Source organism: Enterobacter sp. MF024 (assembly GCF_005843915.1).
GTDB lineage: Bacteria > Pseudomonadota > Gammaproteobacteria > Enterobacterales > Enterobacteriaceae > Enterobacter > Enterobacter barmai.
In genome coordinates this window covers 185,888-207,621 of record NZ_VCBB01000005.1, presented here as the reverse complement: position 1 = coordinate 207,621, position 21,734 = coordinate 185,888, and the positions used below count along the sequence as shown (strand labels likewise).

Here is a 21,734-nt window from a genome sequence, read left to right as displayed (position 1 = left end):
GGGGGGCTTTATCCCCTCTTAACGCTCGTGGAACGCCTCCGCCCTCGCCCGCAGGATCGGTTTTAGCAGATACGCCATCACCGTTTTCTTACCGGTAATGATATCCACCGACGCCACCATCCCCGGAATAATCAACAGCGGCTTTTCATCCGTGCCGAGATGGTTCTTGTCGGTACGCAGACGAATCACATAAAAACTCTTCCCGTCTTTGTCGGTGACCGTATCGGGGCTGATCTGCTCCAGCGTACCCTTCAGGCCGCCATAGATGGTGTAGTCGTAGGCGGTGAACTTCACCGTCGCCTCCTGTCCCGGACGTAAAAACGCGATGTCCTGCGGACGGATTTTTGCTTCCACCAGCAGTTTGTCGTCCAGAGGAACAATCTCCACCAGGTCGTTGCCCGGCTGGATCACGCCGCCGATGGTGTTTACCATCAGCTGCTGCACCACGCCCCGCACCGGTGAGGTCACCAGAGTACGGTTCACCCGGTCGGAAATCGCCTTACCCGAGGCCTCGATTTTACTGAGATCGGTTCGCGCCTCGTTGAGCTGCCCCAGCGCTTCGCTGCGATAACGCCCGCGCGTTTCGCCGACCTTGCTCTCAATCTCCTTGATGGCCGCTTCCGCCCGGGGAATGGCGAGGGTCACGGAGTCGAGCTGTCCCTGGGTTTCCACCACGCCGCGACGCAGGCGGAGCACTTCAACTTTTGAAATTGCCCCTTTAGCCACCAGCGGTTCAGACATGGCGACCTCCTGCTGCTGCAGCGCCAGGCTGCGGCGGTACTGGCTGGCCTTGCCCTGGAAGTCGAGCAGTTCCTGCTTCTTCTGAATAAGCTGTTCGTTAAGCCCGGCCAGTTCGCTCTGAATGCGCTTGTTGACGCTGGCAAACAGTTCCATCTCGCCGCTGGCGATATCTGGCGCCTGCTTCACGATCTCCGGCGCCAGGGTCAGGGTTGTGGCATCGTTCAGCTGCGCGGTCAGACGCTGGATGCGCGCCTGCAGCGCCAGTCTGTCGGCCTCGCTCTCCCCGGCGTTGGAACGAAACTGAGTATCATCCAGACGCAGCAGCGGCGCGCCGGCTTTCACCACCTCGCCTTCGTGGACAAAGACCTCCGCAACGATCCCCCCTTCGAGGTTCTGTACTTTTTGCAGGCGGGAGGAAGGAATAGCCCGCCCTTCCCCGCGCGTCACCTCGTCGATACTGGCCAGCGACGCCCAGAGGATCATGGCGATAAAGAAGGCGAAGATAGCCCACAGCGTGACGCGCACCACCCGCGGGGCATCGTCCAGCAGGGCTTTGTTGACCTCGTTGGTGGTAAAGGGCGCGGGCTGTTTATCTCCTGACAGCCAGCTCATCAGGCGGCTAAGCGTCTCAACGATTCGCATGAATTTGTCCTTTTTTCAGCGCACTCATGACGCTCTCTTTCGGACCGTCGGCAATGATTTTGCCGTTGTCGACGATAATCAGACGATCCACCAGCGTCAGCAGCGACGCACGGTGGGTGACCATCAGCAGCGTTTTGTTGGCGATCGCCGGCACAAGCGCCTTTTTGATCAGATCTTCGCTGGTGTTATCCATTGAACTGGTCGGTTCGTCCATCAGCAGCACCGGCGGGTCGAGCAGCAGCGCCCGCGCCAGAGCAACAGCCTGCCGCTGGCCGCCGGAAAGACTCATCCCCCGCTCGCCCACCTGCATGTTGTAGCCGGACGGGTGACGACGGGCAAACTCGTGTACGCCGGTCAGGGTGGCCACCCGCAGCATGGTTTCCTCGTCAACGTAGCTGGCGCCGTAGACCAGATTGTCGCGCAGGGTGCCGCTGAACAAATGGATATCCTGCGGCGCGTAGCCAATGTTATGGCGCAGATCGTGAACATCAATCTGGCGGGCATCGATACCGTCAATCAGCACATTGCCGCTGTTCGGCTGGTAAAAACCGACCAGCAGTTTCGCCAGGGAGCTTTTACCCGACCCGCTGCGCCCGATGATGCCCACTTTCTCTCCGGGCTGGATCGTCAGAGAGACATTGATGAGCGAAGCATACTGATTGCCAGGGTAGATAAAGGTCACATCGCGCAGCTCGATGGCGCCGGAGAGGGTTTCCCGCTTCAGCGGCACTTCGTCGTCCTGCACTTCCTGCTCAAGATCCATCATCCGGTCGATGGTGGCTTTGGTCATTCGCGCGCGCTGGTAGCGGGTGATCAGGCTGCACAGCTGGCCGATGGGCATCATGGCGCGACGGTGCAGCAGATAGCAGGCGATGAGCCCGCCCATGCTCAGGTTGCCGCCAATAATGATGTAGACCCCGGCCACGATCAGGGCCACGCCGCTGAACTGCTGCAACCAGGCGGTAAAGTTTACCGCCACGTACGAGAGCGACTTCACCCGCAGCTCCAGCTTGCTCAGCTGGCCGGTAAGGTGCTCCCACTGATACTGGCGCTCGCTCTGGGCGTTGTTGATCTTGATGGCATCCAGTCCGGTGAGCGTCTCCACCAGCATCGCCTGACGTTCGTTGGAGAGCTGATAGGTTTTCTTCACCCGCGACATCAGCGGGCGCTGGATCAGCCAGTTCACCAGCAGGGCCAGCGGATAGGAGAGCAGCGGGATAAACACCAGCGGGCCGCCGATGATGCCAATCACCAGCAGGATCAGCAGGGTAAACGGAAAGTCGATAAAGGCGGTGAGCGTCAGGGAAGAGAGGAAGTCACGAATCGACTGGAACTCCTGAAAGTTCTGCGCAAAGCTCCCCACCCGCTGCGGGCGAAGCTTCATCTTCATGCCCAGCAGCCGCTCGAACAGCGCCGAGGAGACCACCAGATCGGTTTTCTTACCGGCCAGATCGAGACAGATGCCCCGCAGGATCTTCAGCACAAAGTCGAACACAAAGGCGATGCTGACGCCGATGGCCAGCACCCACAGGGTAGCGGTGGCCTGATTAGGCACGACCCGGTCATAGACGTTCATCACAAACAGCGGGGCGCTGAGCGCCACGAGGTTGACCAGGAAACTGGCGACCACCGCATCCAGATAGAGGAATTTCGACAGCCTGAGCGTGTCCTGGAACCAGGATTTGGTGCGCGGCAGCGTAGCCGTCGGCTGGGCGTCAAACTCATGCTCCGGGGAGATAAAAATCGCCCGGCCGCTGTAATTCTCCGCCAGCGTCTCTGGCGAGACGGTGATTTCACCGCCCTCCGTTTCGCTGGGCAGCAGGCGCGCGCGCTGCTGTTCATCCCAGCCAATGAGCACTGCGGCCTGGTTGTTCTTCAGCAGCAGAATGGCAGGCAGAGAGAGCGCGGTGATGTTTTCCAGCCCGCGCTGCACCACCCGCGCCTTGAGCCCGGCCCGGCCGGCGGCGCGCGGAAAGGTCTCCGTCGTCAGGGTGTAGGCGTCCAGCGGCAGCCCGGCGGTCAGGACGTTACGGCTGGTGACGACGTTGTGCAATTTACAGACGATCATCAGCGCGTCCAGCAGCGGATCGTCATGGCTTTGCCGCGGATCCTGTCTGCCCTGCGCCTGCGGGGTCATCTCTATGCGATCGGAGGAGTCAATATCAGGCGTCATTCTCTGCCTCAGTGTTCTGCAGACGGCGGTCGCAGATGTAAAAAAGAGAGGGTTGTTGCCGTTTATCCTGCCAGCAACAACCCCGTCAGCCTTTCAGGGCGCCTTACTTTAATTCAGGCAGTTCTGCCTGGGAAGATTTCGCTTGATCGAGCGGCTCGGCGGCCGACGGAGCCTGAATATTCAGGTTCTTGAGCAGTTCACCGGTACGGGCGCTGATGCGATAGGTGGTAAACATATCGACGAACTGCAGCTCGACGTAGCGGCGCTGGGCGCTGAACACTTCGTTTTCGCTGTCCAGCATATCGAGCAGGGTACGGTCGCCCAGGCTGAACTGCTCCTGATAGGCGCTACGCACCTGCACGCTGCGATCGGCGTACTCTTTGGCGATCGGCACCTGCTGACCGGCATTTTTCAGGGCGTTCCAGGCCAGACGCAGATCTTCGTTCAGCTGACGCTGGGCGTTGTTTTTCACATCCTGCGCCTCTTTCATTTTGTAGGCGTATGAGGTGAGCGTCGCCTGGTCGCTGCCGCCGTTGTAAAGGTTGTAGCGCATGCGCAGCATCGCCTGCCACTCCTGGCTGTGGCCGCGGGTACCATCGATGTTGTTATCCATGGTACGCCCGACTTCGACGTTCACATCCGGATAGAAGCGCGATTTGGCCGCCTCATACTGCTGGCGGGTCGCTTCCACGTCGGCATCGGCCTGTTTCAGCAGCGGGTTATTTTCCAGCATCACGGTACGCGCGGCATCCAGGGAAGCGGGAACGGCGATTTTAGCGGGCATAACCAGGGTGTCAGGCTCTTTGCCGGTGATGCTCTGATAGTTGGCGCGGGAGTCTTCGAGGTTGGTTTGCTCGGTCAGCAGGTTGTTGCGCGCCTGTGCCAGACGGGCCTGGGCCTGCTCGAAGTCCGCCTGACGGCCGACGCCCTGCTCGGTACGCAGGCGGATCTGATCGAACACGCGCTCGTGGTTTTTGAGGTTATCTTCCGCCAGCGCCACCATCTTCTGGCGCATCAGCACATCGAGATAGGTCTGGATCGCCTGCAACGCGGTAGATTCGCTGGTATTCAGCACCGTCCAGGCCCGGGAGTTGACCGTAGCTTTCTGGCGGCCGACTTCGCTGGTGGTGGCAAAACCGTTGAACACATTCTGGCGCAGGTTGATAGCGGACTCGCTGCGATGCAGATCGCGTAAATGGTCACCTGCGGCGCGGGTGCTGGCATTATCGGTCTGCTCCCAACCGGTGCCTGCGGTGAGATCCAGCGTCGGGAGATAGCCGCCTTTAGCTGCGCGGAGATCCTGATCGGCGGAGTATCGGCTGTTTACCGAGGCGTTAACTTCCGGATGCCATAACAGGCTATCTTTCACCGCCTGCTCAAGCGTCGTGGCCTGGCTGTGTGTGGCGCTCAGCACCAGAGCTGCGCCCATAACGAACTGACTATACTGTTTCATCTTGTCGACTTTCCTTCATATCCCTTGATTGTTGGTCAATATCCACCAGAGAAAATCCCATTAGACCGAGGGAAAAAATGCGTCCTGCGATTTTGCGGTCAGACGGGATCCGTCGTCTGATCTGAATAATGTGTGCCGCGCAGAGCCAGACTGCCCCTGCGCGGCGACCTGTCAGGCATGATCTTCCGGTTTGGCGATCAGGTTATCGAGCATCGCGTCGTTACCGCCGTCATAGCCATCGGTTCCGGCGATCTCGCCGCCTTCAGCGGGAACATGCTCGACTTCCGCCGGGCCATCCGCCGTGTCGCTCTGCGGCCCCGCCTGGATCAGCGTGCTGAGATCGTTGTGCTCCTCGTCATGGATCAGATCGCTGAAGTTCAGCTGCTCCTGCTGATCCGTACTCTGGAGCGTGAGGGTCTCGCTTTGCGCAGCATCCGCGTGATCGGCCGAGGCCGTCGGCGTGAGGCTATTATCCGCCGCCGTGGTGCTGAGCAGCAGATTGTCGTCATCGATTAACGATGCGGCGTGATCCGCGCTCGCCAGGCTGTGGTCAGCGTCATGGTCATCAGCCGTCAGGCTGCTGTGCGCCTGCTTCTGATTCTCATCACTGTCGCTGTCCGCATGATGCTCCTCAACGCTGTGTGCGGCCATCAGCGGATGATCGTCCACGTTGTCATCGGCGTGCTCTTCCCCGCCGTGGGATCCACTGACAAAGGTCCCGCCCTCTTTGCCGTCGACGGTGAAGTCGGTTTCATGCCGATCGGCAGCGGTAGAGTCCACTTCGAGGCCAATCTCCCCGAAATCGCTCTTACCGTCCGGCAGCTCAACGCTTACCTGGCCGTTGAAGTGCGAGGTGTCGTTATCAAAGGTCAGGGTGTAGGTCTTATCCTCAGCGTTGTAACTGACGTCCGCATAGTTGCCGGTAAAGGTCGCGTTTTCCGGGATCCCGCTCAGCGTGATGCTGTTAAGGTGGTCGCTGCTGTCCGACGTTTCGAGATTGACATCCAGGTTCAGCGTTACCGTGTAGCTGACGGTGGTATTGCCGCCGAGCTCAGAAGACGGGCCATCACCAAATACGACCCCTTCGATACCGTTGGCATTATGGAACGGTGATTTCCCGGTCTCGTTATCGACAATATGCAGGTTGTCTATGTCATTGTTCTTACCATTCTGTGGATGTTCGACCCCGGTGACGGTGTAGTCAGCCTCATTACCCTGGACAAAGATATAGTCCTTACCCGCCTCGCTTTGCGGTACGCCCTGGTTGCCGGTAATACCGTTGACCGGCCTGAACTCATATTTATCCTCCGGCCAGTCGCCCTGCTGGTAGTAACCCCCGGTGTGATCCCCGACCACAAAAATATCGGTGTAGGTTTTGTCGCCGTTGTTGGCGTTGGCGTTACCCTGGCTGTTGTAGTAGTGGATCTGATCCGGGCTATCGGCCTTAGGCACGAAGTCGCCAGGGATCTTGCCATCCGGGCTATCCGGAGTCAGCCAGACGTGCACGTTGCTGCCGATGGCCACAATCACGCCGTTCTGGATGTCGTAACCGTTAGGATCGCCGCTACCGCCGTTAACGTGGATGATCTTGTCGTCCGTTGTCTCGGAGGTTTTATTGCCCGGGGTGACGGTGACGGTTAGTTTGACGTCGGCGTCGGCGTCTGAATCCGCGTCAGCATCTGCATCTGCATCTGCATCGGCGTCGGCGTCAGCATCTGCGTCAGAATCCGCGTCAGCGTCTGCATCGGCATCAGCGTCCGCATCTGCATCCGCATCGGCATCGGCATCAGCATCAGAATCTGCGTCCGCGTCCGCATCGGCGTCGGCATCAGCATCGGCATCAGCGTCCGCGTCTGCATCAGAATCGGAGTCCGCATCAGCATCCGCATCAGCGTCAGCATCCGCATCGGCATCCGCATCGGCATCCGCATCCGCATCCGCATCCGCATCGGCATCCGCATCTGCATCAGCGTCAGCATCGGCATCTGCATCCGCATCCGCGTCGGCGTCAGCGTCGGCATCGGCGTCCGCGTCAGAATCCGCATCCGCATCCGCATCCGCATCGGCATCGGAATCAGCATCTGCATCTGCGTCGGCATCAGCGTCGGCATCGGCATCGGCATCCGCATCGGCATCAGAATCGGCATCTGCATCTGCATCGGCATCTGCATCGGCATCGGCATCTGCATCAGCGTCGGCGTCGGCGTCGGCGTCGGCATCAGAATCCGCGTCCGCGTCGGCATCAGCATCTGCATCTGCATCGGCATCGGCGTCCGCGTCCGCATCAGAATCGGAGTCCGCATCCGCATCTGCGTCAGCGTCTGCATCAGAATCGGAATCCGCATCGGAATCAGCATCCGCGTCAGAATCAGCGTCCGCATCCGCATCAGCGTCAGAATCGGAGTCCGCATCAGCGTCCGCGTCAGAATCGGCATCAGCATCAGCATCGGCATCGGCATCGGCATCGGCATCAGAATCCGCGTCGGCGTCAGCATCTGCATCTGCATCAGCGTCAGCATCTGCATCTGCATCAGCGTCAGCATCTGCATCAGCGTCAGCATCTGCATCAGCATCAGCATCTGCATCAGCGTCAGCATCTGCATCTGCATCAGCATCTGCATCAGCATCTGCATCAGCGTCAGCATCTGCATCAGCGTCGGCATCTGCATCGGCGTCCGCGTCGGCATCAGAATCCGCATCCGCATCCGCATCTGCATCTGCGTCGGCATCTGCATCTGCATCGGCGTCCGCGTCGGCATCAGAATCCGCATCCGCATCCGCATCTGCATCTGCGTCGGCATCTGCATCTGCATCGGCGTCCGCGTCGGCATCAGAATCCGCATCCGCATCCGCATCTGCATCTGCGTCGGCATCTGCATCTGCATCGGCGTCCGCGTCGGCATCAGAATCCGCATCCGCATCTGCGTCTGCGTCTGCGTCCGCATCGGCGTCGGCATCCGCATCGGAATCAGCATCCGCGTCAGAATCGGCGTCGGCATCTGCGTCAGCATCAGAATCGGAGTCCGCATCTGCATCCGCGTCGGCATCCGCGTCGGCATCCGCATCGGCATCTGCGTCGGCATCGGCATCGGCATCTGCGTCGGCGTCGGCGTCGGCATCAGCGTCGGCGTCTGCATCAGAATCGGAGTCCGCATCCGCATCGGCGTCGGCGTCTGCATCCGCATCGGCGTCCGCATCCGCGTCGGCATCTGCATCGGCGTCGGCATCAGCGTCGGCGTCTGCATCAGAATCGGAGTCCGCATCCGCGTCGGCATCTGCATCCGCGTCGGCATCAGCGTCGGCGTCGGCGTCTGCATCAGAATCGGAGTCCGCATCCGCATCGGCGTCGGCGTCTGCATCCGCATCGGCGTCCGCATCCGCGTCGGCATCTGCATCGGCGTCGGCGTCGGCATCAGAGTCGGAGTCGGCGTCCGCATCAGCGTCAGCGTCTGCATCAGAATCGGAGTCCGCATCCGCATCGGCGTCAGCATCCGCATCTGCATCTGCATCAGCGTCGGCGTCAGCGTCTGCATCAGCGTCGGCATCGGCGTCTGCATCCGCATCTGCATCTGCATCCGCGTCGGCGTCAGCGTCTGCATCCGCGTCGGCGTCAGCGTCTGCATCCGCGTCGGCGTCAGCGTCTGCATCCGCGTCGGCGTCAGCGTCTGCATCAGCGTCGGCGTCAGCGTCAGCGTCTGCATCAGAATCGGAGTCCGCATCAGCATCAGCATCAGCATCGGCATCGGCATCGGCATCGGAATCAGCATCTGCATCTGCGTCGGCATCGGCATCGGCATCGGAATCAGCATCTGCATCTGCGTCGGCATCGGCGTCTGCATCCGCATCAGCATCCGCATCCGCATCTGCGTCCGCATCCGCATCCGCATCTGCGTCCGCATCGGAGTCGGCATCTGCATCGGAATCGGCGTCAGCATCGGCATCTGCATCCGCGTCCGCGTCCGCGTCGGCGTCCGCGTCGGCGTCAGCATCGGCGTCCGCATCAGCATCGGCATCCGCGTCAGAATCGGCATCGGCATCTGCATCGGCATCAGCGTCCGCATCAGCGTCGGCGTCAGAATCCGCATCCGCATCAGCGTCGGCGTCAGAATCCGCATCCGCGTCGGCGTCGGCGTCCGCATCAGAATCGGCATCGGCGTCCGCGTCGGAATCAGCATCCGCATCGGAATCAGCATCCGCGTCAGAATCGGCATCGGCATCGGCATCGGCATCGGCATCGGCATCAGAATCGGCATCGGCGTCCGCATCAGAATCTGCATCGGCATCGGCATCGGCATCGGAATCGGCGTCAGCATCGGCATCGGCATCTGCATCCGCATCCGCGTCGGCGTCCGCATCGGCATCAGAATCCGCATCGGCGTCTGCATCCGCATCCGCATCCGCATCGGCATCCGCATCGGCATCCGCGTCGGCGTCCGCATCGGCGTCCGCATCGGCGTCCGCATCAGCATCAGCATCTGCATCTGCATCCGCATCAGCATCTGCATCCGCATCCGCATCGGCATCAGAATCTGCATCGGAATCGGCGTCAGCATCGGCATCGGCATCTGCATCCGCATCCGCGTCGGCATCAGCGTCCGCATCGGCATCAGCGTCCGCATCTGCATCCGCGTCGGCGTCCGCATCGGCATCGGCATCGGCGTCCGCATCAGCATCCGCATCAGCATCTGCATCGGCATCGGCATCAGAATCAGAATCTGCATCGGCATCGGAATCGGCGTCCGCATCCGCGTCGGCGTCAGCATCGGCATCGGCATCCGCATCGGCGTCGGCATCTGCGTCGGCGTCAGAATCCGAATCCGAATCCGCGTCGGCGTCGGCGTCAGCATCAGCATCTGCATCAGAATCGGCATCGGCATCGGCATCAGCATCGGCATCAGAATCCGCGTCCGCATCAGAATCGTCAGGGTCGAGCAGCGTTAACTCTTCCGGGGGTTCGTCGTCGGGGAAATCAAGCCCGACCGTTGGGTAGCCCGCATTGGGGTCAACAATTTCAGCGGTAAGATCGAGCACGACGTGGGTATGTGACCCGCCGCCGCTGCCGCCTGGCTCGCCGCCAGTGTTACCGGATTGTGGACCTGCAGCTGGTGCCTCCAGGGTTTGCGTCGGGTCCTGCCCGTCGGCAATTGCCTGCTGGATGGCAGCAATATCTTGCTGCTGGGCCGCCGCGTCTGGCGTGACGACGTGCCCTGAGCTGTCCCACTGGGTGTCACGGCCCAGATCCAGCTGTTTACCGTCCGCCAGAGATAAGGTAATTGCGCCAGTCGCTCCCGTCTGGACTTGTTCTCCTTCGAGAACGCGGTCGCCTTCGGTCAGTAAACGCTTGCTGCCGTCAGGGCTGACGGCAAATACTTGTCCGATTACGGCTTTGACGATCCCGGATACGCCACTCATATATTGTCTCCCTCAATCTTTTTCTCGCCCAATTCATCCATTGCTCAGGCTCAGAATGCGAAAAGAGTATTTAATCTGTATTGATAATTCGCTGTGCAACTATAACTACGATACGCCTTTCTGCCGCTGATTTATTGATTCAGATTCAGGTCAGAGCAGGATATTAATAGATGCCATGAATAAACAGGAATCGAAAAAGGTCAGCACTATCAAAATAGGGGAGTGTGAAAAATAACCCTCTATTTCGTGCTGATTAATTTAGTCACGTAATAATAACGGCTAAATAAGGCCTTCATCGTCATCGGCAATTAATCCCTCCAGCCCACTCAGCGAGCGACGCGCCTGCGCACGGCTGGTGAGTTTGGCCTGTGCGGCTGGCGGCAGGTCGGTGATGGTGATCACCCCTTTGCTCATCAGCACCTCGATCAGATCCTCCAGCACACGCACCATCTCAAGGTCGCTTTGCCGCAGCTGATACAGCGTGGCTTCTCGGGTATCGCGCTGGCGCAACCACTCGTCAATCTCAGGCGTACAGAGATCGTGCTGTTCCGTCATTGCGGGAAAAGGTGTCAGTTCCACCCGAATTATTCGTCTTTCCGTATCGCGTTCTAAGTAATACATTTTCAGCCTCTCATTAGCCTTTGCGGTTAATTTCCACCCAGCGTACTGGCATCAGCGAAATAGCGCCCCATCGCGCCATATAACCCCATTTTTTCGAGGGTCGCCAGTTCGCCCGCTGTTTCCACGCGCTCGGCAATTAAGGGAAGATTAATCTGGCGGGCGGCCCAGTAAATTGCCTCAATAAACAGTTTTTTATCGTCTTCGCTGTCTATATCGCGAATATAACTGCCATCAACTTTAATCCAGGCCAGACCCCATTGCGGTAAATTGCCGATAAGGTGGAAGCGTCCTCCAAAATGCTGGATCCCCAGACGACAACCCAGCGCCTTCAGGCGACTGACCAGCACGTTCACCCGCTCGACGTCGGGCAGTTCATTCTCATCCAGCTCAAGCGTCAGCCAGTTCGCCAGCTGCGGCGCGCTTTTCAGCGGCTGCAACAGGGCGTTGAGGCTCTGATCGTCCGCGACGCTGGCACCGCTGATGCTGAGCGCCAGCGGGCGCGGCGATTTTGCCAGCTCACCCAGGGTCTGCTGGAGCATCACGATGTCCATGCGACGGCTGAGGTCGAGGCGGTGGATCCACGGCATAAAGCGCCCCGCTGGCACCAGCTCACCCTCCTCGGTTTTGATGCGGGCGAGGATCTTATGGTGCAGCACCACATGCCGGTTATTGCACTCGTAAACCGGCTGCGAGAAGAGCTCGAAGCCACCGCGGGTCAGCACCGCATCAAGACGGGTGTACCAGCTGTGATGATCCTCTTCGCTCCCGGTATCCGCTGCGGTATCGGGCGTGGCAAAGATGCGCATCTCGGTTTCGGCTCTCGCCAGCGCCTGGTCCGCCTGGGTCAGCACCGCCTGCGGGGTATCGCCAACGTTAAACGGCACCAGCGCGAAGTGCGCCACCGGCGTCACGTCGCTCATGCCCATCTCAGAAAGCGCCTTCAGCTGCGTGCTGAGGGTGTTGCGCAGATTATCGAGATCCTGGCCCAGGATCTGCGGGGCGATAATGGCAAACTCCCCGCCGCGCACGCGGGCTAAAAAGCCCTCGTTGTGGAAATAGTTGCGCTGCAGGCCGCTCAGAATATCCGCCACCGCCACCAGCAGCTGGTCAGATTTGGCTCCGCCAAGACGCTGGTTCAGGCCCATCAGATCCTGCACCCGCAGCAGCATAATATGACCGGCAGCGTTCTCTTCATCGCTCAGGCGAGACTGCAACTGCATGTCAAATGCCCGGCGGTTGCTCAGGCCGGTCAGGCTGTCGTGATAGGCCTCCTGACGCAGCGCTTCGGTGCGCCGGGCCTGCTCGCTGAATAATACCTTGAGCTGCGTCACCATCATGTTGGTGGCATCCACCACCCGGCGCAGTTCGGGGGTTTTCGGCAACGCCTGAATGTTGAGGAACTCGCGACGGCAGATAGCCATCGCCTGTCCGGCAATATAGTTAAGCGGACGCAGGGCGCGGCTTAACATCAGCGTAGCCGCCAGCACAAACAGCAGGCTGCAGCCGATCAGCCATAAAAAGCTGGCGACGATGCTGTTCCACAGGCGGGCCAGGGCGAACATCGGATGGCTGACCACCTCCACCCGGGCGGCCTGGGTCCAGCCCCGCATCACAATGGCATCGCCTTCACCGGGGCTGAGGTTCACCATCCGCACAAACCACTGCGGCACGCGGGTGCTCTGGGGAATGTCGCTGCGCTCGAAGATCGGTTTATTGGTCTGAATGTCCACCACGCGAATGCGATAGAAATAGCCGCTGTCGAAGATGGAGTTCACCATCAGCTCGGTCATGGTCGGATCGTCGATATGGGTCGTCAGGGAGAGGCCCAGCGCCGTCGCCGCGTCCTGCGCGTGGGCGCTGAGCTGATTGCGGTACTGATCCCGTGAGCTTTCCAGGGTAACGAAAAAGTTGCCGCAGAAAATGACGAGCGTAAATAAACAGATGCCTATCAGAAGCTGTTTATAAAGAGACATGGCCCTATCCTATTCATTAATTACAAATCCTTCTGCACGCATTCGGGTGAGAAGATCCTGCCAGCGGGAGAGCCTTTTGCTGTCACCCACGCGTTTGTTGCCGCCGGACTGCGGCAGCCACAGCCCTTCGCCGTTAAACGCATAAACCGGAAGCAGGTCGGTTCGCTGTGTGGCCGGCAAGATGGCGGTTTTCAGATTATCCAGAACCAGCGGGATCGCCGTGGGGGTGGAATACCATGTCACCACCATGTGCGCCTGGTTCAGTTCAAGTGCCTTAACATAGGTAATACGTAACTGGTTTGCCGGAACGCCCATTTCGCGCAGGGTGAAATATTTCGCCAGCGCAAAGTCCTCGCAGTCCCCTGCCCCCTGACGTAAAAACTCAATCGGCGTGGCCCAGTAATCCTGCTGCTTCCAGACGACGATATCATCGCGAAACGCCATGCGGGCGTTAAAAAACTGGTTAACCCGGTTTAGCCTGTCCTGAATCGATCCCTGAGACGGCTGCTTAAGCAAGGCGGCCCACTCGTCAATCCGCTGCCGGGCGGCCGGGGTCGCCGGGCCATACAGCCGTTCGGTACGGGTGCTGATGGCGCTGAAATCCCACCCGGCGCCAAGCCCGGGGGAGATAACCAGCAATACCACCAGCCAGAGCGACAGCCAGCGTCGACAGCTCACGAAACGGGAACGAGAAAGCCGCATGGCGCTGGCTTACTTCTCGCCTGACCGGGCAAGCCAGCGCTTAAGGTACGCGACATAGCCGGAAAGGTAGTGCTCAACGTCGTCGATCCGCACCCGGTAGCTATGGTGACGAATGAAAAAGCTGCCGACAATGCGTGGCGGATTTTTGAAGAACATCGCCAGTTCCGGCCAGAAAAAGCCGTTCGCCAGATAGCGGGCGCGGGTCTCCAGCGCCTCGTTGAATACCGCCATATCAAAGCCCGCCAGCAGATGCTTATGCGGCGATGTTTCAAGCCGCGCAATCATCCCCGACGCCGCCATCATCAGCTCCAGCAGGGTGGGATACGTGGTGACGCGGTTCTGCACGAAGTCGAGGTGGTCGCGCACGTTATCCAGCCCAAACTGATAGTAACGCTCCAGCGGCCGGTAGAGCGTCAGCTCGTTGACGCAGTAGCTGAGCCAGTGATCGTGAGCCTGCCAGTGCTTTTGCGCAATAAAATGATCCATCGCCCGCTCGACCATCTCCAGCCAGCGCGGGGCCTGAGTCAGGCCGTAAAGACGCATCAGGGCAAACGCCGCTTCACCGTCGTAATAGATAATGCGGTGTTCCGCCTTCAGGGAGAGATCCCCGGCGTTCAGTACGTGGACAAACCCGCCCGTCTTACGGTCCTGCATATAGCCGATCCCGTTCGCCAGCCGCGCCATCTGCGCCAGATACTGATTATCGCCGGTCAGCTCGCTGTATTTCGCCATCGCCAGAATGCACACCGCGTTGCCGCCAAGCTTAATTTCATCCCCGGTATCCACCAGGAAATCGGCGTCACTGCCATTGGGAAGCCGGTAAGTGCGAATAAAGCTGCGGCAAAGATCCTGCAGCGCCCGTTCGATGGCCGCTCGTTGTTCCGGCTGCTGTGTGACCTCCCACCCTTCAAGTAGCGCATAGGTGGAGCTGGCGTGACGCAGGGCGTTATAGGTCGGAATAGCGCGATCGAAGCAGGGGAACCAGCCGTACTGGTAGCGCCCGGAAGGGGTAATCTGGCGTGCAAGATAGTCGGTGGCGGAGGCGATCATCGGCTCCAGCGCCGTCGCCTGCCAGTCGGGAAGCTGGCGGTAGCCGCTGTTACGCCCGGTTGATTCAATGGGCAGCAGCCGCTCGCCGTCGCAAAACAGCGCCTGGGTGGTAAAGCGCCAGATCGTCTGGTCAGGCTGCTCCGGCCATGTCAGTAGCGCGCCGAAGCGGCGGCGGGAGAAATGGGCCAGGTTGTTGGCATTGGGCGTGGCGACGCCGTGGTCGCCGTGGTAGAGCAGCGCGTTGGCCGCAATCTCCTGCTCCAGTATCGCGTAGCGAAACGCCGGATCCAGGCTCAGGCCAAAGCGAAAATAGTTACGTTTGGTTTTGGCTAAACGCGCCTGCAGGTTATCCCAGCGCAGGGCCTGTACTTTATCGACAAGATCTACCCGCAGCCAGCAAACCTCGGTGCCGCTCTTTCGCTGCCACTGCTGCAGCGCCTGTGCGCCCTGCTGCCAGGCCTGATCGAAGGTGTCGCCGCACCCCTGCACAATATGCGCACGGCTCTGGCTGTCGGAAGCACTAAAAAAGATCGCCCAGGCGGGGCAGATCGACGGTTTGGGCGCGACGTCCAGCAATTCCATCGCCGGGCGGGTTTGCGCCAGTAATTGGCTGAGCGGCATTTGTACTCCTGATAACGCCTGAGGAAACCCTGTCAGAAAAATCTTAATCGATGATACCATTATGTATGACAAGATGTGTATTCTGTATGTCTATTGTTTCTCCCGGGGCGGTGTTTTGAGTCGATGTTTCGCGGTATGGATCCTGCTGCTGGTCAGCGTTTTTGCTTACGCTGATACGCCGCTGCTGTGGAACCAACCGGCCTCCCGACAGCACTGCCCGACCGGTAACGATGCCCTGTGGGTGCGCACCCCTAACGGCAATGCCTGTATGCGCTATTTCAGCGCTGGCGACCTTCAGGCCGCCCCGCTGGTAGTCGTGATATTAAAGGGCGATCGCGTCTCGCAGATTAAGCGCCCACCCGAATCCATCCCCGGCAATACCGCAGCCGATCAGCGCCGTCAGGCCCGGGCCATCCTGCGCCAGACCGGGTTGCCCACGATTATTATCGCCCGCCCCGGCACCTACGGCTCCAGCGGCAACCATTATCACCGTCGTCAGGCAGAAGAGTTCCAGGCGATAGATGCCGCCCTCGATGCCATCAAAGCCCGCTACGGTATTCAACGCTTTATTCTGAGCGGACACAGCGGGGGCGCAACCGCCGCGTCGGCGCTGTTAGCCACCGGTCGCCGGGATATCGACTGCGCGGTGCTTACCTCCGGCGCCTGGGGAATACTGGAGCGGGCGCAGCGCCTTCGCCAGCGGCGCGGTGAAGCCCCTGCCCCTGGGCTGGACAATACCGGACTTCCTCACCCCTGGGACCCGCTCGACCATATCAGCGGGATCGCCGCCGATCCCTTCCGGCTGATCCTGGTGATCGGTAACCCGCAGGATCGCACTACGCCTTTCGATCTGCAGGCACGCTTTGCCGCTGCGCTGCGCGAGCACGGCCATCGGGTGGAATTGCTCGAACGCCCCGCTGTCCCGCCGCACTACCACGATCTGAAGGGTAACGCCGGGATCACCGCCATTCATCTTTGTCCGCAGCGCGGATACGCCACAAAAAAGCAGGAATAAGCTCATGAGTCAGCAAGGTGCTGAGACGCCACGCCGGGGATGGACCACCGCCGACCTCGAAAAATTGCCCGGTAGCGTCTGGCACAATCGACCGGAGGCAGGCTGGCAGGCCTGCGACATCGCCATTTTTCATGACAAGACGCCGCCCACCCGTCCCTGCCTGTTTATTGCCATGGATACCGACACCTGGCTGCAGGGCTCCGGCAATACCGGCATTTACGCGGGCTGGAACGATACCCATCTTTCGCTTTCCCGCCACGCCTCCCGCTACTGCGGGGCGATTGTTCAGCGCAGGGTTGACGGGCTGCCGCCAGACTTCCCCCAGCTGGTGGTCGGCAATAGCTATGAGGCGCTGCAGTGGCTGGGGGAAGAGGCGCGGCGACGGCTGGACGGTAAGCTGGTGGCGATCACCGGTACGGTAGGGAAAACCTCCACCAAAGAGATGCTGGAGAGCATTCTGGCAACCCGCATGTCGGTGGTGGCGAGTCACGGCAACCACAACACCCGCACCGGCGCCTCGGTGACTCTGGCCCGGACCGTCTGCAACCCGCAGGCGGTGGTGATGGAAGTGGCGATCTCGGCCCTGTGGATGCGCAACGGCGGGATCGGCCCGCGCATCAAGCCGCATATCGTCATCATTACTGAAATCGGCATGACCCAGGTGGGGAAGAACGTTACCTCTCTTGAGGACGTGGTCCGCTTTAAAGCACGCATCAGCCATGGCCTGATCCCGGGCGGCTGCGCCATTTTGAACCGCGATATGGCCGGGTATGAGACCCTGGCCGCGAGCGTCACCCGCGACGGGGCCCGCATCATCAGCTACGGTTTTCATCCTGGCGCAGACGCGCGCATTACGGCGTTTACCCCGGATGGCAACGGCAGCCTGATTACCCTCAACTTTCGCCAGCAGAGCCTGAGTTACCGGCTGGCCGTGCCGGGCAAGGGGGCTGCACTTAACTCGGTGGCCTCGCTTATCGCCGCCGACCTGCTCGGGGTGAGCCTGCCGGAGATCGTCACCAACCTTGAAGCCTGGCACAGCGACGGCCAGCATATGGGTATTACCCGCCTCGCGCTGCCGGACGGTGGGGCCGTTACCCTGATTGACGACAGCTATAACGCCGAATACCTCTCCATGCTCAACGCCTTCGAGGTGGCCGGGCAGCGCGCCCGGGAAAGCGGTGGTCGGGTGGTTGCCCTGCTGGGGCGGATCGTCAACCTCGGCGACCAGTCCGACGCGATCCACCGCTCGCTGGCGGAGCCGTTGCTGGCGGCGGGCTGCGGGAAGGCATTTTTGCACGGAGAGGAGATGGCAGCCCTGCACGGTGCCCTGCCGGAGACGATTCGCGGCGGCCACTTCCGCACTGCGCAGACGCTGGTGGATGCCGCGGCACCGACGCTACGCGACGGCGATATCGTGCTGGTCAAAGGCAGCGTGCGCAACTCTGACTTCAACCGCGTCATCAGCCTGCTGAAAACCCGTCTCGCTGCGCCACCAGCCCTGAAAAAAGAGCAGACCGCCCGCCTGCTGATGAATCTCGCCACCGGCGAAACGCGGGTATCCGAACTGAGCGACAGCATCTTTGCGCCGACCTATCTCAGCCAGCTGTTGCTGACCACCTGCGTGGCGGAGCGGCTGCTGATGAAAGAGATGACCCTTGAAACGCCTGTTGAAATGCACGGCATCGCCGCCCACGTCCTGGAGGGTAACCCGGCGCTAGGCCTGCCGCCGGGCAGCACGGTGACCCTGAAGTCGCTGTTGCAGGGGATGCTGATTCATAACGCCTGCGACGCTGCCATTCACATCGCGGAACAGCTGGCAGGCAGCAGCGCCCGGGCGTTGACGCAGCTCCGTGAGCTGATGGGTGAGCGGGCGATGGCGCATACCCACATCAATAACGTCTCCGGCCGCCCGCGTCCCGGCCAGCGCACCACGCTCAAGGATGTCGCCAGGCTGCTGTACCATTTCTACCTGCGCTACCCGCACCTGCTGTCGTGGTTTGCTGAGCACGAGGCGGCCATCGGCGAGCACGTGTACCGTAAAACCGCCAACCTGCACAGCAACGGCAGCGCCTGGGGGCAATTCAGTGCCGGACGCTGGGGCTTTGCGCTGCAGTGGGTCGCGGGCGATCTCTGGCTGGCCTGCGCCGCCGGGGCGGATGACGCCTTCCATCTCGACTATCTGCTGGATGAGCTGCTCTCCCGGGCGGATGGCGCGCAGCCTGCACCGGTCCCCGTCGAACGCCAGATCGACAAACCCGCAGCAACAATTACCCTGCTGGGGGACACCTATTTTGGCGAGTGGTACACCCGCAAGCGTCAGCGGCGCGGTATCGACGATGCCCTGCAACGCTACGGATACGATCACAGCTTTGCAGGCATCGCCCCGCTGCTGCGCGGCAGCGATTTTACCCTTGCCAACTTCGAAGCGGCCCTTGCCACCGACCTGAGCGCCAGCCCGGAAGGCCGAAAAACATTCTGCCTGGCCGGGGATCCGCAGGCCTCTGTTGCGGCCCTGCGCAAACAGGGCATCGACGCGGTGGCGCTGGGCAACAATCACGCCATGGACGCCGGACTGCCGGGTCTGCACAGCACGCTGGCGGCGTTTAGCGACGGGGGCATCACCACAATCGGGGCCGGACTCGATGCCCAGCAGGCACACGCCCCGCTGGTGCTGTCGGTAGGCGACAGGCAGTACAAGATTTTTAGCGCCTACTGGTACCGACGCTTTATGGAGCAGGAGTGCGCCTTCTATGCCCGCCCGCGCCGGGCGGGCGTCGCCTGTCTGAGCGGTGGGCTGACGGAACAGCTGCGTCTGGAGAAGGCCAGCGCCAACCCGGCCACCACCATCGTGCTTGCCCACTGGGGGCTCGACTACCGCTGGGCGACGGCGGGACAGCGTGCCCTGGCGCAGCGCCTGAGCGAGGCCGGAGCGGATCTGATTATCGGTTCCGGGCCGCATATGCCCGGCGAAGCGGCCCGCCTCGGCGAAAGCCTGGTGCTCTACAGCATCGGCAACGGGGTGTTTAACAGTAACGGCGAGTATCGGGAACGCGGTATGCCGCCGTATGGTTTTATCGTCCGCCTGCTGCTTGGCGAACAGGTGCCGCAGATCCAGCTCCTGCCGATCCTGACCGACAATAAAAAGACCTTCTGGCAGCCCCGCCCGGTTAACGAGGCTGAATTCACCGATCTGATCGCACACCTGACCGCTCAGGGAATGCCCATTATCCGGGAGGAAGCCTCCGGCGCGGGCTGGCGCGCGGTATGTGAAGAAGGAGAGTACAAGCTGATCATGACGCTGGATGCGTATGTAGAACAGTAAGCAGAATTTTTAAGCGATACAGCTACCTGAATGAAAATTCCCGATTACAGTTAAAAGACGTCACTTCGCTGTGCGACAGAGTCAGGACCTACTGATGAGCGTGCCACTGCAAAAAATGCCCCGCTGTGGGATGGTGTTGTTAGCGCTGCTGCTGGGCGTAGGCGGTTGTGCTTCCCATGATAAAAACCCCAGCCGGGCGCGCGTGGCGCCGAAGTATGTTCTCCCCGCACCTGTGCAGCCCGCCTATAGCGCACCTGAACCTTTCCTCAGCGCGCCAGAAGAAGCCCCCTCGCCGCCGGTAAAAGTCAAAAAACGGCCGTCGGTCAAAGCCGCAGAACAGTCAGCGCCACGGGCGTTGCCGGTGCTGGACAATTCATTGCCAGAGCAGATCTGGCAGCCGGCTGTTACCCGTCAGACCAGCCTGGAGCTTAAATCATGACGGAACGCGCTGTCGGTGAACTGGAAAGCCGGGCGGATATTAAGCGCCCGACGCTGCCGCTGTGGCAAAACGCGCTGGTTATTCTCCTTACTCTTACCTACCTCATCTGCGAGCTGGCGTTTAACTCGCGCCTGCTCGATCTGGTGGGCAGTCTTTCCACACCCGATGACATCCACAGCATGGAGCGCTACGGGCGGGCATTAACCGCCATCGCCGCTGCCCTGCTGGTGTTTCAGCTGGTGCTGGCGGGTAACGCCTGGCTGAAAAAACGCGGCGTTGAGTTTCCCGCCCCCTGGGTGGCCGGCATGGTGTTTTCGCTGTGCCTGCTCACCGGCGTGGTGACCTGGCAGATGGTGGAGTGGGTGATTGAGCGCCAGGTCGCGCAGAGCACCGGCGAGTTTCGCCAGAAGTCGATGCTGGCCCAGCTCTATCAACAATCGTTAATTGACGGACACCAGACGCTGGAGGGGATCCCGCTTGACGACGACGGCAGCCAGCGTGACACCTGGACCAGCCCCTCCGGGAAAGCGTTTCTGGCGATGCTGCCGCTGCTGATGAGCTCGGTCAGCCGCTATCACGAGCTGCTTGAGCGGGAGGCCGGGCAAAATCTGCGCGACAGCATCAGCGTCCAGGAAGGCGGTCTCCTCGGCTATTACAAGCTCTGGCTGGCCGCGCGTGGGGAAATTTATAAAGACTATCTCGGCTATAACAGCGCCACAGAGACAAAGGGGCTTTATAACGGCGTGGCGATCCCGGCCCGGCTCGACTGGGAATCGTTTTTTATGCTGGAGGTGGTGCAAAACACGCTGCGTGATAAGCTGGCCCTCCCCCGGGACACCCGGGTCAGGCCTGAATACCCGAAAGATGACGCCCTGAAACAGTTTGCGCAGGATCTACAGGCCCCCCATCTTGATCACGCCATGCATCAGCAGCTCCCTCGCCTGCAGGCAGCGCTGGCCAGCTACGGCGTGGGCGGGGAAAATGAAAAACGGGGTGAGGATGCGGCGCGGGCGGTGATTGTTCCCCCCATTGCGCTGATGTTCTCCCTGCTTGGGGCTCTCACCCACCTGGCAAAACTGCTCTACCTGCTGCTTCTGCCCTTAAGTGCCGCCCTGCTGTATATCGCCCCCTGGCGCCCGGTTCGTCTGGTCAACCGCCATCCGCTGATCTTTCCGGTAATGTTGATCTGCCTGCTGCTCGGCCTGTGCAGCGTGATGAATAACAGCATCACCGCCTCTCCGGCCTATCAGTCTTTGCGGCATGCGTTGCAGGGGGCGGAGGTGACCATTACCGACGCGCCCTCCTCCCTGCGTGGCGACACGCTGCTGCGGGTGATCCACGCCGTCAGCATCGGGCAAAGTTACAGCTATCCGCTGAATCACGCCTTACGCCAAAACGTGCTGCTCGACTTTGATTTTGGATATGAAACACGTAATGAATAAGTCTCCATCAGGATAAAAACGGGCCTCTGTTTTGGTTATTTTAATGCTGGTTTTTTGAGCAAAAAGTAGTGTTAGCAGTTAAGATATATCAGTGCTACATTACGCCGCCCAAAGGCGTCAGCCGTTTT

Annotated in this window: 13 protein-coding genes; 4 read left to right on the top strand and 9 right to left on the bottom strand. The window is 60.5% G+C overall.

From position 1 onward, the window contains the following. Positions 1-18: 18 nt before the first annotated feature. The 9 genes from FFB58_RS10405 to FFB58_RS10365 all read right to left on the bottom strand — a co-directional run bounded on the left by FFB58_RS10405 (position 19) and on the right by FFB58_RS10365 (position 15,349). Positions 19-1,383 (bottom strand): HlyD family type I secretion periplasmic adaptor subunit, encoded by a 1,365-nt coding sequence (locus tag FFB58_RS10405; protein ID WP_138369819.1) that lies wholly within the window; start codon positions 1,381-1,383, stop codon positions 19-21. Further along, on the bottom strand, positions 1,370-3,520 hold the full coding sequence (locus FFB58_RS10400) for a type I secretion system permease/ATPase (RefSeq protein WP_251929517.1): 2,151 nt from the start codon (positions 3,518-3,520) through the stop codon (positions 1,370-1,372). The genes FFB58_RS10405 and FFB58_RS10400 overlap by 14 nt, the downstream gene beginning before the upstream one ends. A gap of 139 nt (positions 3,521-3,659) precedes the next feature. Continuing rightward, entirely contained in the window at positions 3,660-5,009 is a 1,350-nt protein-coding gene (locus tag FFB58_RS10395; RefSeq protein ID WP_039032033.1) for a TolC family outer membrane protein, read from the bottom strand. 171 nt (positions 5,010-5,180) lie between these two features. After that, a complete protein-coding gene (locus tag FFB58_RS10390) occupies positions 5,181-6,539 on the bottom strand; it encodes a hypothetical protein (RefSeq protein WP_138369817.1) in 1,359 nt (452 codons plus the stop codon). Positions 6,540-6,646: 107 nt separating this feature from the next. After that, positions 6,647-9,922: a hypothetical protein gene (locus tag FFB58_RS22940; RefSeq protein ID WP_205735739.1), complete on the bottom strand. Its 3,276-nt coding sequence runs from the start codon at positions 9,920-9,922 to the stop codon at positions 6,647-6,649. 778 nt (positions 9,923-10,700) lie between these two features. Next, complete coding sequence (locus FFB58_RS10380; RefSeq protein WP_039032618.1) at positions 10,701-11,042, bottom strand: hypothetical protein; 342 nt, start codon at positions 11,040-11,042, stop codon at positions 10,701-10,703. A gap of 26 nt (positions 11,043-11,068) precedes the next feature. Further along, on the bottom strand, positions 11,069-13,015 hold the full coding sequence (gene lapD / locus FFB58_RS10375) for a cyclic di-GMP receptor LapD (protein ID WP_138369816.1): 1,947 nt from the start codon (positions 13,013-13,015) through the stop codon (positions 11,069-11,071). 9 nt (positions 13,016-13,024) lie between these two features. Beyond that, entirely contained in the window at positions 13,025-13,717 is a 693-nt protein-coding gene (gene lapG / locus FFB58_RS10370) for a cysteine protease LapG (RefSeq protein WP_138369815.1), read from the bottom strand. Between the two features lie 9 nt (positions 13,718-13,726). Further along, complete coding sequence (locus FFB58_RS10365; protein WP_353620504.1) at positions 13,727-15,349, bottom strand: Mur ligase; 1,623 nt, start codon at positions 15,347-15,349, stop codon at positions 13,727-13,729. Positions 15,350-15,503: 154 nt separating this feature from the next. On the opposite strand from FFB58_RS10365, the gene FFB58_RS10360 reads away from it, so the two are divergent. The 4 genes from FFB58_RS10360 to FFB58_RS10345 all read left to right on the top strand — a co-directional run bounded on the left by FFB58_RS10360 (position 15,504) and on the right by FFB58_RS10345 (position 21,606). Further along, a complete protein-coding gene (locus tag FFB58_RS10360) occupies positions 15,504-16,403 on the top strand; it encodes an alpha/beta hydrolase (RefSeq protein WP_138369813.1) in 900 nt (299 codons plus the stop codon). Between the two features lie 4 nt (positions 16,404-16,407). Beyond that, positions 16,408-19,725 (top strand): CapA family protein, encoded by a 3,318-nt coding sequence (locus tag FFB58_RS10355; RefSeq protein ID WP_138369812.1) that lies wholly within the window; start codon positions 16,408-16,410, stop codon positions 19,723-19,725. A 94-nt stretch (positions 19,726-19,819) separates the two neighbouring features. Continuing rightward, positions 19,820-20,164: a hypothetical protein gene (locus tag FFB58_RS10350; protein ID WP_138369811.1), complete on the top strand. Its 345-nt coding sequence runs from the start codon at positions 19,820-19,822 to the stop codon at positions 20,162-20,164. Continuing rightward, a complete protein-coding gene (locus FFB58_RS10345; RefSeq protein ID WP_138369810.1) occupies positions 20,161-21,606 on the top strand; it encodes a hypothetical protein in 1,446 nt (481 codons plus the stop codon). Before FFB58_RS10350 ends, FFB58_RS10345 begins: the two co-directional genes overlap by 4 nt. Positions 21,607-21,734: the final 128 nt, after the last annotated feature.